This is a genomic window from Azonexus sp. (genome assembly GCF_047638095.1).
Classification (GTDB): domain Bacteria; phylum Pseudomonadota; class Gammaproteobacteria; order Burkholderiales; family Rhodocyclaceae; genus Azonexus.
The window spans coordinates 30,904-44,993 of record NZ_JBLJBW010000007.1 but is presented as its reverse complement, the minus strand read 5'-3'; the positions used below and the strand labels follow the sequence as shown (position 1 = coordinate 44,993).

At 58.9% G+C, this 14,090-nt stretch carries 12 protein-coding genes and 1 tRNA gene; 6 read left to right on the top strand and 7 right to left on the bottom strand.

The window, feature by feature from the left end; genetic code table 11:
- Positions 1 to 6 precede the first annotated feature (6 nt).
- The 6 genes from ACM62Q_RS03010 (at position 7) to ACM62Q_RS02985 (ending at position 7,507) form a co-directional block, all read left to right on the top strand.
- Positions 7 to 639, top strand: a complete 633-nt coding sequence (locus tag ACM62Q_RS03010; protein WP_415033498.1) for a hypothetical protein — start codon at positions 7 to 9, stop codon at positions 637 to 639.
- Between the two features lie 410 nt (positions 640 to 1,049).
- Entirely contained in the window at positions 1,050 to 1,565 is a 516-nt protein-coding gene (locus tag ACM62Q_RS03005; protein WP_415033497.1) for a phasin family protein, read from the top strand.
- Between the two features lie 140 nt (positions 1,566 to 1,705).
- Entirely contained in the window at positions 1,706 to 3,079 is a 1,374-nt protein-coding gene (gene guaD / locus ACM62Q_RS03000) for a guanine deaminase (RefSeq protein WP_415033496.1), read from the top strand.
- Positions 3,080 to 3,115: 36 nt separating this feature from the next.
- Positions 3,116 to 3,967 carry an NADPH-dependent 7-cyano-7-deazaguanine reductase QueF gene (gene queF, locus ACM62Q_RS02995; RefSeq protein ID WP_415033495.1) on the top strand — a complete coding sequence of 284 codons (852 nt, stop codon included), beginning with the start codon at positions 3,116 to 3,118 and terminating at the stop codon, positions 3,965 to 3,967.
- A 127-nt stretch (positions 3,968 to 4,094) separates the two neighbouring features.
- Positions 4,095 to 5,204, top strand: a complete 1,110-nt coding sequence (locus tag ACM62Q_RS02990; RefSeq protein ID WP_415033494.1) for an ABC transporter substrate-binding protein — start codon at positions 4,095 to 4,097, stop codon at positions 5,202 to 5,204.
- Positions 5,201 to 7,507, top strand: coding sequence for a response regulator (locus tag ACM62Q_RS02985; RefSeq protein ID WP_415033493.1), 2,307 nt, complete (start codon positions 5,201 to 5,203; stop codon positions 7,505 to 7,507). The genes ACM62Q_RS02990 and ACM62Q_RS02985 overlap by 4 nt, the downstream gene beginning before the upstream one ends.
- 99 nt (positions 7,508 to 7,606) lie before the next feature.
- On the opposite strand, the gene ACM62Q_RS02980 is transcribed toward ACM62Q_RS02985, so the two are convergent.
- The 7 genes from ACM62Q_RS02980 to ACM62Q_RS02950 all read right to left on the bottom strand — a co-directional run bounded on the left by ACM62Q_RS02980 (position 7,607) and on the right by ACM62Q_RS02950 (position 13,746).
- A tRNA-Asn gene (locus tag ACM62Q_RS02980) sits at positions 7,607 to 7,682 on the bottom strand.
- A 78-nt stretch (positions 7,683 to 7,760) separates the two neighbouring features.
- Positions 7,761 to 8,711, bottom strand: a complete 951-nt coding sequence (gene ylqF, locus ACM62Q_RS02975) for a ribosome biogenesis GTPase YlqF (RefSeq protein ID WP_415033492.1) — start codon at positions 8,709 to 8,711, stop codon at positions 7,761 to 7,763.
- A gap of 5 nt (positions 8,712 to 8,716) precedes the next feature.
- Positions 8,717 to 8,965 carry a molybdopterin converting factor subunit 1 gene (moaD, locus tag ACM62Q_RS02970; protein ID WP_415033491.1) on the bottom strand — a complete coding sequence of 83 codons (249 nt, stop codon included), beginning with the start codon at positions 8,963 to 8,965 and terminating at the stop codon, positions 8,717 to 8,719.
- The gene (gene glp, locus ACM62Q_RS02965) at positions 8,956 to 10,164 is read right to left on the bottom strand and encodes a gephyrin-like molybdotransferase Glp (RefSeq protein WP_415033490.1); all 1,209 of its coding nucleotides are present in this window, start codon (positions 10,162 to 10,164) and stop codon (positions 8,956 to 8,958) included. The genes moaD and glp overlap by 10 nt, the downstream gene beginning before the upstream one ends.
- Positions 10,158 to 10,664 carry a molybdopterin-guanine dinucleotide biosynthesis protein B gene (gene mobB / locus ACM62Q_RS02960; RefSeq protein ID WP_415033489.1) on the bottom strand — a complete coding sequence of 169 codons (507 nt, stop codon included), beginning with the start codon at positions 10,662 to 10,664 and terminating at the stop codon, positions 10,158 to 10,160. The genes glp and mobB overlap by 7 nt, the downstream gene beginning before the upstream one ends.
- On the bottom strand, positions 10,661 to 11,821 hold the full coding sequence (locus ACM62Q_RS02955) for a hypothetical protein (protein ID WP_415033488.1): 1,161 nt from the start codon (positions 11,819 to 11,821) through the stop codon (positions 10,661 to 10,663). Before ACM62Q_RS02955 ends, mobB begins: the two co-directional genes overlap by 4 nt.
- The gene (locus ACM62Q_RS02950) at positions 11,818 to 13,746 is read right to left on the bottom strand and encodes an ATP-dependent DNA helicase (RefSeq protein WP_415033487.1); all 1,929 of its coding nucleotides are present in this window, start codon (positions 13,744 to 13,746) and stop codon (positions 11,818 to 11,820) included. Before ACM62Q_RS02950 ends, ACM62Q_RS02955 begins: the two co-directional genes overlap by 4 nt.
- Between the last annotated feature and the right edge of the window lie 344 nt (positions 13,747 to 14,090).

The window sequence follows — 14,090 nt, the reverse complement described above, 5'->3', positions numbered from 1 at the left end:
ACGACCATGCTGCCCCGCCATTTTTCCCTGCCCTTAGCCCATGCAAGCCTGCACGGCCAACTTTTACGCCCGGAAAATGCGCAGCGCCTGATTGTTGTCGTCAAGGCGCACCGTATTGCCTTGCACGACCCTGTGGCGCAGTTTTTCATGGCGCGCGGCGATGCCGTACTCGCCGCCGAATTATTGACGGAACGCGAAGCCGCCTATGCCGAGGCCACGCAAGACACGGCACGCTTGACGAGCCGTTTGTTACAGCTGCTTGAATTCATCCGCGAAGATGCCGATACGCAACACCTGTGCCTGGCGCTTTATGTCAACGATGATGTCAGCCCGGCGGCAGTACGCGCCGCCGCCCGCCGCGATACCCAGATCACCGCCCTGGCCGCCCACGGCGGCTTGATCGACCGGGCGGGCCGGGAAGCCTTGCAGCTTTTACGCACACCGCTGTTTTATGTTTGTGCGCCAGAAGATACTTACGCCCGCCGCGCCTGGGAACGAGCAAAAACGCATCTGGCCGGCGCGCACAGCGAACATTTTTTAGCTTCGGGTGAAGACCCTACGCCGGCCCTTACGGCCTGGCTGTCGCAGCAACTTACTTACGTCGCTTGTAAAGCGCAAAATAACGCGCCCATTCGGTAAACGATATTTCGCGCATGCTGATCTGACGCCGCCGACGCCGCCGGCGCTCAACGCCCTCTTCCGGCGCGCGCGTGTCTTCGCTTGCTCCACGCCGATCACGCCCGATTCGTTTCTCGTCAAACATGTTGCAACACCCGAACAAAAAGTTCTACATCATAAAATAGCCAAAAGAATTTTTCCAGGCGCTGCCACATCTGAGCGTTTGCCGGCTGCCAGCATATTTCTGGTAAACGAGAAAAAACAAACGCAAACAAGATTTGAAACCGCGTTTGACAAGAATGCATCATGATTAGCCACATTCTTTCGGAATTGCCAAAATTTTTGATGTTGCGGCGCACAAAAACGCAATAATTATGATACGATTCACTCCACACAATTTGATACCCACAATCATCTACTAGGAGTCTTTCATGAACCTCAACGTCGAACAATTCGCCGCCGCCAACAAAGCCACCGTCGATTCCCTGCTGGCTGTCGCCAACACCGCCCTGGCTTCCGCCGAGCGCGTCGCCGCCCTCAACCTGAGCACCGCCCGCAGCGCTCTGGAAGACGCCGCCAGCAACGCCCGCAGCGTGATGGAAGCCAAGACCCCGCAAGCCGCCCTGGAAGCCCAGAAGGCCATGGCCCAGCCGGCACTGGAAAAGGCCGCCGCTTACTCGCGCTCGATCTATGAAATCTCCAGCCAAACCCAGCAAGAACTGACCAAAATGGCGGAAACCCAATTTGGCGAATTCCAGAAATCGGTCGCCAACATGGTCGAACTGGCAGCCAAATCGGCTCCTGCAGGTTCGGAAAGCGCCGTTGCCGCCGTGCAAAGCGCCATTGCTGCCGCCAACTCCGCCTTTGGCAACATGAACGGCATCGCCAAGCAATTTGCTGACGCCGCCCAAAAGAACATGACTGCCGCTTTCAAGCAAGGCAAGTAAGCCGGCCGCATCGCCTACTGACCCTGCCCTCGGGCGGGGTTTTTTTACGCCTTTGCATACCTGCCAACGGGTGTTATGACGGCAGGCGCAGACGGTGCTCCAGACAAAACAAAAACAGATAAATCGCCTACACTGGGGGCATGGCGCATTCTCTATCACCAGTAGCCAGGCACCCTGACCCACCCCCAGCCTCGCCCTCTGTTCTGATTTGCGGGCAGTTACTCGATTTTCTTGCTGACCCAGGTGGAGTGAGCGATACCGAGGCCTATCGGCATCAAGTGAATGGTGCCTTGTGGATTCTTGACGGCCGCATTGCGGCGCAGGGCGCGCGCGAAACGGTGCTGGCCCACATTCCGGCAGAAATTTTGGCGCGCACACAGCGCTATGACTATGGCGAGCATTTTGTGCTGCCCGGCTTGATCGACACCCATTGCCATTACCCGCAAGCCACCGCGCTCGCTGCCCCGGGAAAGGATTTGCTGGATTGGCTCAATCGCTCGATCTACCCGGCTGAGGCGAAGCTGGCCGATCCGGAACTGGCCGCGCAACGGGCTGAATATTTCCTTGAACGCCTGCTCGCCCACGGCACGACGACCGCTTCTGTTTTTGCCACGGCACATGCGCACTCGGTCGATGCGTTTATGGCGGCGGCAGAAAAACGCCGTTTGCGCATGTTGTGCGGCAAGGTGATGATGGATTGCTGCACCCTGCCCGCTTTATCCGAAAACCTCGAGGCTTGCGCGCGCGACTGCAACGACTTGATCGATCGCTGGCACGGCCGCGATCGTTTGCGCTACAGCGTGACGCCGCGCTTTGCGCCAACTTCCAGCCCGGAACAGCTGGCGCTCGCGGCCGCATTGTTACGCAGCCGGGCGGATTTACATCTGCAGTCGCATCTTGCCGAAAACCCGGCGGAGCTTGCGGCAGCGGCCCTGAGGCACCCCGGACGGCGCGATTATCTCGATATCTATGCGCAGTACGATTTATTGGGACCGCGCACGATTTACGCCCACGGCATTCACCTCAGCGCCCGCGAAGAAGCAGTGCTTGCCGAGAGCGGCACGGCCATCGCCCATTGCCCGAGCTCCAATCTCTTTCTCGGCAGCGGTTTTTTCCCGCTGGCACGCCGGCACGCCGCCGGTGTCCGCATCGGTCTGGGCAGCGATATTGGTGCCGGCACTTCGTTCAGCATGTTACGCAGCCTGCATGCCGCCCACCTCGTGGCACAGGCCCAAGGCGGCCCGCTGTCCCCCTGGCAAGGCTGGTATCTGGCCACCTTGGGCGGGGCGCGCGCGCTGGGTCTGGAACATTGCCTCGGCAATTTCGAAATCGGCAAAGAAGCCGATTGTGTGGTTCTCGATCCCTTCGCCCTGCCGGAACTGGCGGCTCGCCTGAGGCAGCGCAGCGCGACAGAAACCCCCCTGGCCGATACCCTCTTTGCCTTGATGCTGCTAGGTGATGAACGCTGCGTACGCGCCGTGCACATCCTCGGCGAAGTGCAGCAACCGGCCTGATCCACTTTGCTCCGCGCCGGTTTACAATCGCGCCCCATGCACACCACAGCTTCTGCCGCCCATGCTTCCCCCTTGGGCAAAACCACGACCTATTGCCATGAACGCGAGACTTGCGCGCCGGAGTTGCTCTTTCCCCTCGCCCGCCAGGAAAAACGCACCGAGCTAGGCTTGACTGCCCAAACCCTGCCTTTCAGGGGTTTCGATTTGTGGAACGCCTACGAAATTTCCTGGCTCAACCCCAAGGGCAAACCCGTGGTCGCCGTGGGTGAGTTTTGCGTGCCGGCGGACAGCCCCTATCTGATCGAGTCGAAATCCCTCAAGCTTTATCTCAACTCCTTCAATCACGCCGTATTTGCCGATGCGGCAGCGCTTAAGCAACAGCTCGAGCACGATCTTTCGATGGCGGCACAAGCCTCGGTAAGCGTCGATTTACGCCTGCTGGAGGCGCAACCGCAGGTGCGCATCGCTTACCCGGAGGGCGTTTTGCTCGATACGCTGGATATCGACTGCCACGACTACCTGCCACGCCCGGATCTGCTGCACACCCAGCAAGAAACCGCGCGCGAAGAATGCCTGTATTCGCACCTGTTGAAATCAAACTGCCTGGTCACCGGTCAGCCGGATTGGGCGATGCTGGTCGTTCGTTATTTCGGCGCACCGATCGATCGCGCCGGCCTGCTGCGCTACATCGTTTCTTTTCGCAAACACAATGAGTTTCACGAGCAATGCGTCGAGCGCATTTACTGCGACATCCTGCAGCGCTGCGCCCCGCAATTTCTGCTCGTTTATGCCCGCTACACCCGGCGCGGCGGCCTGGACATCAACCCCTATCGCAGCAACCGAGCCGACTGGCTCAGCCCTGACATGGCGCGGGAAGTGCGTCAATAAACGAAAAGCAAAACCCGCTCACCATGCGTAATCGATTACGCAAAATTGCAAATTTCATTGACCTGGCGTTAAACTCCCAACAAACACCAAACCCACGATAAAACGGGAAAAACTGGGGAGACTTTCCATGCGCGCCAGCCCTGCGGGAAAACTGCGCTACCTCTTATTGTGTTGCTGCTTGGCTGCCTGCGGTGAGCCAGAGACGATTCGCATCGGTTTTGTGGCCGACCTTTCCGATCCTGGTTCAGATTTTGGCATCGGCATTCGTAATAGCGTGATCCTCGCCGTTGAAGAACAAAATGCCGCCGGCGGCATCGGGGGCCGTCGGCTCGAGCTCATCATCCGCGACGATGGGCAAGACCCGGAGCAGGCGCGCATCGCCGCGCAAGAACTCATCGCCCTCAAACCTGAGGTGGTCATCGGCCCGGCGACCAGTGCCATGGCACGCGTCATCGTGCCGCTGATGAATGCGGCGCATCTACCGCTCGTCAGCCCGACAGTCGCCGCCGACGAATTTCGCGGTATCGATGATTATTTCTTGCGTCTGAGCCGCTCGAGCAGCGAAGCCGGTGAAAATCAGGCGCAGGTTTTGTACCAGCTCGGGGCGCGCCATGTCGGCATCGCGTATGACCGCTCCAATCTCGCCTATTCGGAAAGCTGGTTGCACGCTTTTGCCACCCATTTCACGCGCCTGGGCGGGCAGATCACCGGGCAAGAGGCTTTTGCCTCGGCACAGCGTCCGGCTTTTGCCCCCGTCATCGATGCCTTGCGCGCTGCCAATCCCGACACCCTCGTCTTCATCAGCAATTCCATCGACACCGCCCGCCTCTCCCAACAAGCCCGGCGACGCGGGCTCAATGTACGCCTGAGCACCACCGAGTGGGCTTCATCCGGTGAATCGATGATCGAACTGGGCGGCAGCGCCATGGATGGGCTGATTTTTGCCCACACCAACAACCGCAAGGACCTGCAACTACCCTATCAAGCTTTTCTTGCCGCCTACGAAGCCCGCTTTCATGGTTCGAGCGGGTATTCGACCGTGGCGTACGACACGGCCAAAGTGGTCATCGCCGCCTTGGAAAAACGCCGCCCGGGCGAGGACATGAAAACCGCGCTGCTCAAATACGGCCCTTATCGTGGTTTGCAGCATGAACTACGCTTCGATGCCCAGGGCGATGCGGCGCAAATCGTGTATTTCAGCCAGATTCGCGACGGCGTACCCGAGCAGCTGCCATGAACCCCCGCTGCATCTGGCCACTGCGCCTTTATCTGCTCACCTTGCTGGCGGCGGCCTGTGCGCTCAGTTTGACGTTCATTGCCGGATTCATTTTCTATGTGCGCATTCCGCAGTTAATCAATGACATTCACCAGCGCACGGAGCATGAGGCAGTGCACCAGGCGCAAACGGCGGAACTTTTACTCGGTAGCCTGCGTGACCAAATGCTGCAACTGGCTGCCGCCATCGAACAGGGGGCGGCCAGTGCTGTCATGCTGCAACAGGGTTTGCGCGGGAGCGGTAATCTGCACGCGCTCTACCTGCTTTCCCCCGAGGGGCATGTGCTCGCCGCAGAATTTACCCCGGTGTTTCAACATTTGCAGATGGAAAGTTTGGGCAGCGATTTGTCGGGCATGCCTTTGTTGCGGCAAATGCAAAAGAAAAAAACCATCACCTGGAGCGACAAATATCTCTCACCTTTGACCGGCAAATTGGCGGTAGGGCTCGCCATTCCATTGGCCGACCGGCGAGTGCTGCTGGCAGAGCTTCCCCTGTCTTATTTTCTCGACCTGAGCACGCACGACGCCGCGCACGCCGGGGCGACCTGGATCATCGACCAGCGCGGCGAAGTGCTCAGTGATTCGGCACGTCACACCTTGCACGCGACACCCAATTTATACACCTCGCCACTCTTTCGCGCCTTGGTCGCTGGTGAGCCCCTGCCCATGCAATTTACCCTCCAGGGCAAAAACTATTACGTCGGCGGCACTTACTCAAACGCCCTGGGTTGGGCTTTCATCACCCGCCAGCCTGCCGGTTTTGCCAATACGGAATTGCGCAATGCCACGATCACCGCCGGCGGCAGTTTCCTGATTTCGATTTTGCTGGCCTTTTTACTCGCCTTATATGGCAGTACGCGTGTCATCCACGCGGTTCGCGCCCTGACGCGTTTGAGCGACACCATCATGCGCGAACACACGCCGGGCAAGTGGCGCACTGAACACATCACGGAATTCAACCAGCTCGCAGCACACATTCAACACATGGCGGCAACCATACTCGAACGCGAGCAACTGGTGCGCACGATCAACAACAGCCTCGAGTTGCGCGTTCACGAGCGCACCGTCGAGCTTGCCCAAGCCCGCGATGCGGCAGAGGCCGCCAATCATGCCAAAAGCGCTTTTCTGGCCAATATGAGCCACGAAATCCGCACCCCCTTGAACGCCATCAGCGGCATGGCCCATCTCATTCGCCGCGCCGGTTTGCCAACGGCGCAGGAAGAACGACTCGGCAAGCTCGAGGTCGCCGCGCAACACCTGCTCGACATCATCAATATGGTGCTCGATCTGTCGAAAATCGAAGCCGGCCGGCTGGAGCTGGAAAACACCGCCTTTTCCCCGGCCAGCCTGTTTGCCAATGTTGCCTCCATGATTCAGCCCAGAGCCAACGCCAAAGGGGTGCGTTTGCACATCGATTACGCCGCCCTCCCCCCGGCCTTGCGAGGCGACCCGCTGCGCTTGCAGCAAGCTTTGCTCAATTTTGCGAGCAACGCCGTGAAATTTACCGAACACGGCGAAATTTCTCTGTCTGGCACCATTATCGAAGAAGACATGAACAGGCTGTTGATCCGTTTCAGCGTCAAAGACACCGGCATCGGTATTTCTGCCGACAGCCAAAAACGCCTGTTTGCCGCTTTCGAGCAGGCCGACAACTCGATCACCCGCAAATATGGCGGCACCGGCCTGGGCTTGGCGATCACCGCGCACCTGGCGCGTGCTATGGGCGGCGAAGTCGGCGTGGACAGCAGCCCCGGGAAAGGCAGCCATTTCTGGTTTACGGCGCGCCTGGAACGTGCAGAAATCGCCGCCACAGAAGAAAAAAATGATCTGGAGGCTGACGAAGCCGACTTACGCGACGCGCACGCCGAGCAGCGCATCCTTTTGGTTGAAGACGAACCGATCAACCGCGAAATCGCCAGTATGTTACTGAGCGATCTCGGGCTGACGGTGGACTGCGCCGAAAACGGTGTCGAAGCGCTCGAACACTGCGCTCGCACGCACTACGATTTGATTTTGATGGACCTGCAAATGCCCGAAATGGACGGCCTGGAAGCCACCCGTCGGCTACGCGCCAGCGCCTGCAAAAGCCCCATCATCGCGCTCACCGCCAACGCCTTTGCCGAAGACCGCGCCCAATGCATCACCGCCGGCATGGACGACTTTCTCAGCAAACCCCTGCATCCCGCCCGCCTTTACAGCGCGCTGCGCCAGCATCTGCCGGCCAAAAACACAGCAACGGCAAGGTCGGAAACCGATCCGGCCTGATCCCGGCGCAATTAGGCAGGGATTACACAAAACGAAACACAAAACGAAACACAAAGTGCAAGGCCCTGCAAGTCGCAAAACTTGCAGGGCCTTATTTTTTGGCTCCCCGACCTGGGCTCGAACCAGGGACCTACGGATTAACAGTCCGGCGCTCTACCGACTGAGCTATCGGGGAATAGTGAAACTCGGTTGCTGCCAGGCGACAGCGGCGCGCATTATAACCAGCTTTGCTGAAAAATACAGAAAATCTTTCTTAAATCGGCGCATCGCCGCTCGGGTTGGGCGTTTCAGAGGATTCCTCGTTTTCGCCGGCGGCGTTTTTGGCCTGCACCTCTTCGGCCCAGCGCTGGGCGCGAATGGCGCGCAGTGCTGGGGTTTCCAGACTGATGCGACCAAGTGTTGCGGTGCGGTAGTCGTTGAGCAAAATCAAGCTGGCTTTTTCCAGATCGAGCGCCCCGCCCTGCCCTTTGAGCAGGCAGCCGCGTTTTTTGGCAATGGCTTCCAGCACCGCCACACCATCCCTGATCTCGCCGGGGAAACCGTAGCGCGCGGTGAGTAGACTGGGGTAATGCGCGAGCAGGTAATCGGCAAGCCAGGTGGCGACTTCGGTGTCGATGTAGGCATTGACGCCGACGGCGTGGCTGGCAGCGAGCATGAGGCCGTCGTCTGGGTGTTCGATTTTCGGCCAGAGCATGCCCGGCGTGTCGTAAATGGTGAGCCGCGAGCTGATGTCGATGCGCTGCAGGCTTTTGGTCACCGCGGGCTGATCGCCGACGGCGGCAACTTTTTTCTTCACCAGCGCGTTCATCAAGGTGGATTTGCCGACGTTGGGAATCCCCATGATGAGAAGACGCAAGGGTTTCACCGCATCGTTACGGTGCGGCGCAAGTTTTTGCGCCAGAGCGGGGATTTTGGCGACATCGCTGGCTTTTTTGCAGGAGATCGCCACCGCCTGCACGCCCGCTTGCTGCGAAAAATGACTCAGCCACTCTTGCGTGGCTTGCGGGTCAGCAACATCGGCTTTGTTGAGCAGTTTCAGACAGGGCCGCTGACGGGCCGCGCGCAGCTCGTGAATCATGGGGTTGCTGGAGGCTTGCGGCAGGCGCGCATCCAGTACTTCGACGACGACATCGGCGTGGGCGAGTGTTTCGGCGGCTTTCTTGCGCGCTGCTGTCATGTGCCCGGGGAACCATTGAATGCTCACTTTGTTCAGCCTCCCGTCACCGGGGGGAAGAAGGCAACTTCGTCGCCGTCTTTGAGCGGCGTGGCAAAATCGGCCATGTCCTGATTGATCGCGCAGCGCAGATTGCGTGTCGTGGCCAGCGCCGGGCGTCCCTCCGCGGCCAGCCAGTCGCGCAAAGCGCCGGTGTCACCGATGTGGGCAGGCAGTTCGAGGGTTTCGCCATTTTTGCCCAAGCTTTCGCGCAGACTGGCGAAATACAATAGATTTACGCGCATCCCATGAGCTCCGAAAAACTGACGAATTGCACCAAATCCCCGGCAGCAACCGTATGTTGCGGCGGGTTGAGCACCAAACCATCGCCCCAGCACAAAGAAGTCAGCACGCCCGAGCCTTGATTCGGATAAATCGCTACGCTGCCGCTTTGCGTAATGCGCGCGCGTAAAAATTCCAGGCGAGCATCCGGGCGGCTCCAGGTGAAGGCGGCGGGCAGGGAGAGTGTTTTCGGGGTGACGTCATGCACGCCTTGCAAACGCAAAATAAAAGGACGTACCAGCATGAGGAAGGTGACGAAGGCCGCCACCGGGTTGCCGGGCAGCCCAATGAACCACGCCGGGCGCGCACCTTTGAGCTGTCCGAAGGCCAGCGGTTTGCCCGGTTTGATGGCAATTTTCCACAAATTCAGAGTGCCTTCGGCTTCCATGGCGGGTTTGACGTGGTCTTCTTCACCCACGGAAACGCCACCGCTGGTCAGCACCAGATCGTTGTTTTCCGCCGCTTCGCGCAAGGCGGCGCGTGTGGCCTCCAGGCTATCGGGAATCACCCCCAGATCGCGCACTTCACAGCCCATGGCATCGAGCAAAGCGTGCAGGGCATAGCGGTTGGAATCGTAAATACCCCCCGGCGGCAAGGGCTCGCCCGGGGTGATCAACTCGTTACCGGTAAAGAACATCCCCACCCGCAGGCGACGATACACCGGCAAACTCGGTAAACCGGCGGCGGCGGCCAGAGCAATTTCTTGTGCGCGCAAGCGGCAACCGGCGGGCAAGATATCGCACCCGCGCGCCATGTCTTCGCCTTGGCGGCGGATGTTGTCACCCAGACGCGGCATCACGTTAATGCGTACCCCCTCGCCCTCCTGTGTGCAGCGCTCTTGCATGATGACCGCATCAACCCCGGCGGGAATCGGTGCGCCGGTAAAAATGCGCGCCGCTGTTCCGGGTTGCAAAGGCTCCCCCACGCTGCCAGCGATGATGCGCTGGCTCAAAGGCAATGTCAGACCTGCTGCAGTGATATCCGCCGCGCGCACGGCGTAGCCATCCATCGCCGAATTATCCGCGGGCGGCACATCGATCGTCGCCTGCTGGGCCTCGGCCAGTACGCGTCCGCGCGCCGCCATGAGCGGCAGGTGACGGATTTCTTCGACCGGCTGCGCGGCGGCCAACAATTGTTCCAGCGCTTCCTGAAAACTCAGCATGTGCGTTCCTCCAGGCCAAGAAATTGGATTACAAAATCGGCGATGCCTGCCGCATCATTTAAGGAGAGTGTCGGCAATCGGCATTCCAGGGGCGCATCGCTGGCCACCGCCACGATATCGTCGCGCTCATGGTAAAGCGGCGTTTTACCCAAGGCCGGGCGATAAACCTCGATTTTCGGCACCGGCTCCTGTTTAAACCCTTCAACCAGCACCACATCACAGGGAGCCATACGGGCGAGCAGAGTTTTTAACCGGGGTTCGGCCGCTTCGCGGCATTCATGCATCAGCGCCCAGCGCGTGCCGCTTGCCAGCATCACCTCATGCGCCCCGGCTTCGCGGTGGCGATAGGAATCCTTGCCCGGTTTATCGATATCAAAACCGTGGTGGGCATGTTTGATGACCGACACGCTGAGTTTGCGCGCAATCAGCTGGGGAATCACCTTTTCCAGCAGCGTCGTTTTTCCGGCACCGGACCAGCCGGTAAAACCAAATACTTTCATGTCTTTTCTTCCTCCACGAAAACTGGGGCAAAACCGCCGCCCGGAGTGCGGAAATTGGTGGTTTGCCCTTGATACAAGCGGGCCGCGATGTGGAGCACCTGCCCGACGTACACGTAACAACGAAAATCGGCTTTCAAATTGTGCCATTGGCCGAGCACACACACCGGATGTTCAGAGGGCGGGGCAAAACTTTGTGCGATGTAATCGCCGTCCAAAATTTCGGCAAACACCCGTTTCGTCAGCTTGTCGCCCCGATAGGCGGCGCGACTGCCAAAACCGGCGGCGGGTTTGAAAAAGAGATGTTTACGCTCGGCCCATAGCGCCTCTTGATCTTCCAGGCGCACCGCAAAAGTGCGAGGAATGCCGGCCAACAGAATGCTTTGCTCCGCTTTACAGACGCCCCAGGCACTCAGTCGATCGGCATCGCAAAGCGTGAGCAAACGGCGCTTGTCGGCATGGGTGGCATGCACTTGCGGATGCGGCGTAAGCAGTATTTTCCCCGCCAGATAGGCCGAACGCAGCGCGGCACAGGGGGGAGATTCAAGATAAAAGTCCGTCAGGCGGTTATAGACGAGATCGATCGGCTGCGCGCCGCAGTACAGTGTTTCATCGCACCAGCGGAGTTCTCCCGGGTCGGCAATGACGGCCGTGATGCCATGCGCGGTAAACAAATCGCGAAACAGCTCGAACTCCGGCAAAAGAAACTGCGCGTCTGGATGTTCATCGACGATGGCAATGCTGCGTAAAGGCGCAGCGCCGCGCGCCGCGCGCCATTCTGCGACAAACATAGAAAAAATTTCATCTTGCAATTTCTGCGCCGCCTCTGCCCTGCCACGCCCAGCAAGCAGACAAGCATTAAGGAGCGCGCCGCCGGCATTGGTGTTGATTTCGATGAGCTGCGGGCCTTCCGGCGCGAGATGAAAGTCGTAACCCATGCACACGCCGCGCGCGATTTGCGGCAAGCGGGCGATGTCTGGTGCGTTTTTCAGGGCATCGGCACGGCTTGCGGGCAAGGCAAGCACGTTTTCGCAGGCGCGAATGATGTCGGCCATGGCTTTTTCTTGCGAGCCTGGGATCGTCAGGTGCTCTACCGCAGAAAACAAAGCGGGCTGGCGTTCAAGCAGGGTTGCATAGCTGGAGAGCAAAGAAATGTTCATGTCGCGGCGGCAAAAAAATCGAGCACGGTACGTAATTCCTTGGTCCGCTGCATCGGCGGCAGACTTTGCCAAACCTTGCGTCCGTAAGGTTTACTCAACATACGCGGATCACAGATCATCAATACGCCACGGTCACCCTCATCGCGTATGAGCCGCCCCGCCCCTTGCTTGACGTTGATGACGGCGCGTGGCAACTGGTATTCGATAAAGGCATTACGCCCTTGCTTTTTCATTTCGTCGATGCGCGCCGAAAGTACTGGATCGTCGGGCGGCGCAAAGGGAATTTTATCGATGACGACGAGCGATAAAGCCTCGCCGCGCACATCCACGCCTTCCCAGAAACTTTGGCTGCCGACCAGAATGGCCGCGCCGTGAAAGCGAAAACGCTGCAACAAATCATTCTTGCTCCCCTCCCCTTGCACGAGAAGCGGAATCTCCAGGCCGGCCGCGTCGATTTTTTCCTGCAACAACTCCCGCGTGCGGCGCATGGCGCGCAAGCTGGTGCACAAAAAGAAAGTGCCGCCCGGCGCAGCTTGCACCGCCGGCCAAGCCGCCTCAACGACAGCCTCGGTAAAGCGCCAGTCGTTGGGCTCCGGCATGCCCAAGGGGGCGTACAAAACGGCTTGTCTGGCGTAATCAAAAGGACTTTGCCAACAGGCAGAGGGCGGCTCTCCCAGCCCTAACTCGCTGCAATAGTGGTGGAATTTACCCTGCACGGCCAAGGTGGCTGAAGTAAAAATCCAGGCGCGAGGATGGCCGCCCATTTGCTTGCTGAAAATACCGGCCACATCGAGCGGCGTGGCATTGAGCTGCAAAGATTGGGAAAACGCTTCACCCCAATACACGTAGGTGCTTGCCTGCGGGGTTTGCCACAGGCGCAGACGTTCCAGCAATTCACCGGCGCGCTGCCAGCATTTTTCCAGCCCCTCGGCGCGCTCGGCCTGGGTTTCAAGAATGGCGGCAAAGCTTTCCAAGCCGGCAATAACGGCGCTTAAGGCCACCTCGAACTCTGGTTTTTCGCGCAGTTGTGCCGCAGAAAAACGCCCGGCATCGACGCCAACCGCCAAACGCAAATCGCGTGCGGCTTTTTCGGCGGTCTTGCCGGCAACAGGCAAATCCAGGCAGTCGCGCGCATGTGCCAGCCCTTCGGTACGCGCATCGCGCACCAGATCCAGCACCTGTGCGGTGGAAATACTGTCGCCAAAAAAAAGGCTGGCCACTTCCGGCAGTTGGTGCGCCTCATCGAAAATCACCGTGTTACACGCCGGCAGCAGCTCTGCCATACCCTCATCGCGCAGCATCACATCGGCAAAAAAGAGGTGGTGATTGACCACCACCAGATCCGCCGCCATGGCCACCTTGCGCGCCTGCATGACGAAGCATTCCTTGTAATTCGGACATTCCTGCCCCAGGCAATTGTCGCGGGTCGATGTCACCTGCTGCCAGACCGGCGAATTTTCATTGACGTCCAGGCATTCAGCCTTGTCGCCACTTTGCGAAACCCGCGCAAAAGTGGCGATACGGCGCGCATCCGCCGCATCTTCCCGACTCAGAAAACGCCCCTCACCCAGCGCATTGTGCAGATGGTAATGACAAACATAATTTGCCCGCCCTTTAAGCAAAGCAATTTGCGCCGGGGCGCGCAAAATATCGCGCACCATGGGCAAATCCTTGTTGAAGAGCTGGTCTTGCAAGGTTTTGGTGCCGGTGGAAACGATCACCTTGCCGGAAGAACGCAAGGCCGGCACGAGATAAGCGAAGGTTTTGCCGGTGCCGGTGCCGGCCTCGGCGATGAACACAGAATTTTCTTTTATCGCCTGGGCAATGCGTTCAGCCATCTCCACCTGCTGCGCGCGCACGCAATAGCCGTCAATGGCGCGGGCAAACGGCCCTTCGGGAGAAAAAATATCCTGGAGCGTGGTCAAGGTAAAAATTCAGCAAAAAACGCCGGAAAAACCGCAAAGGCGCGGGGAAGGCATCTTACTACAGGCGGGCAAATCGTCGGCGGCGCGGCGCAGTCAGACACTGCTACGGATTCGCTACAGACCTTCCGGCCGGGGTATTCACTCTTCGCGCAGCCCTGAAAAGCGGGGTTTCAGATCAGAAACAGCGGTACGATCAACGAGCTAGCGCTGCTGGCGTCAGGCGAGGCGCAAAAAACAATACAAATAAGCGGACAAATAGGTAGACAAATAAACGGCACAAAAAAAGCACCGCGCGGGTGCTTGTTTATTGCGGCCTGATTTTATCTAACCGTGTGCAACTGGCG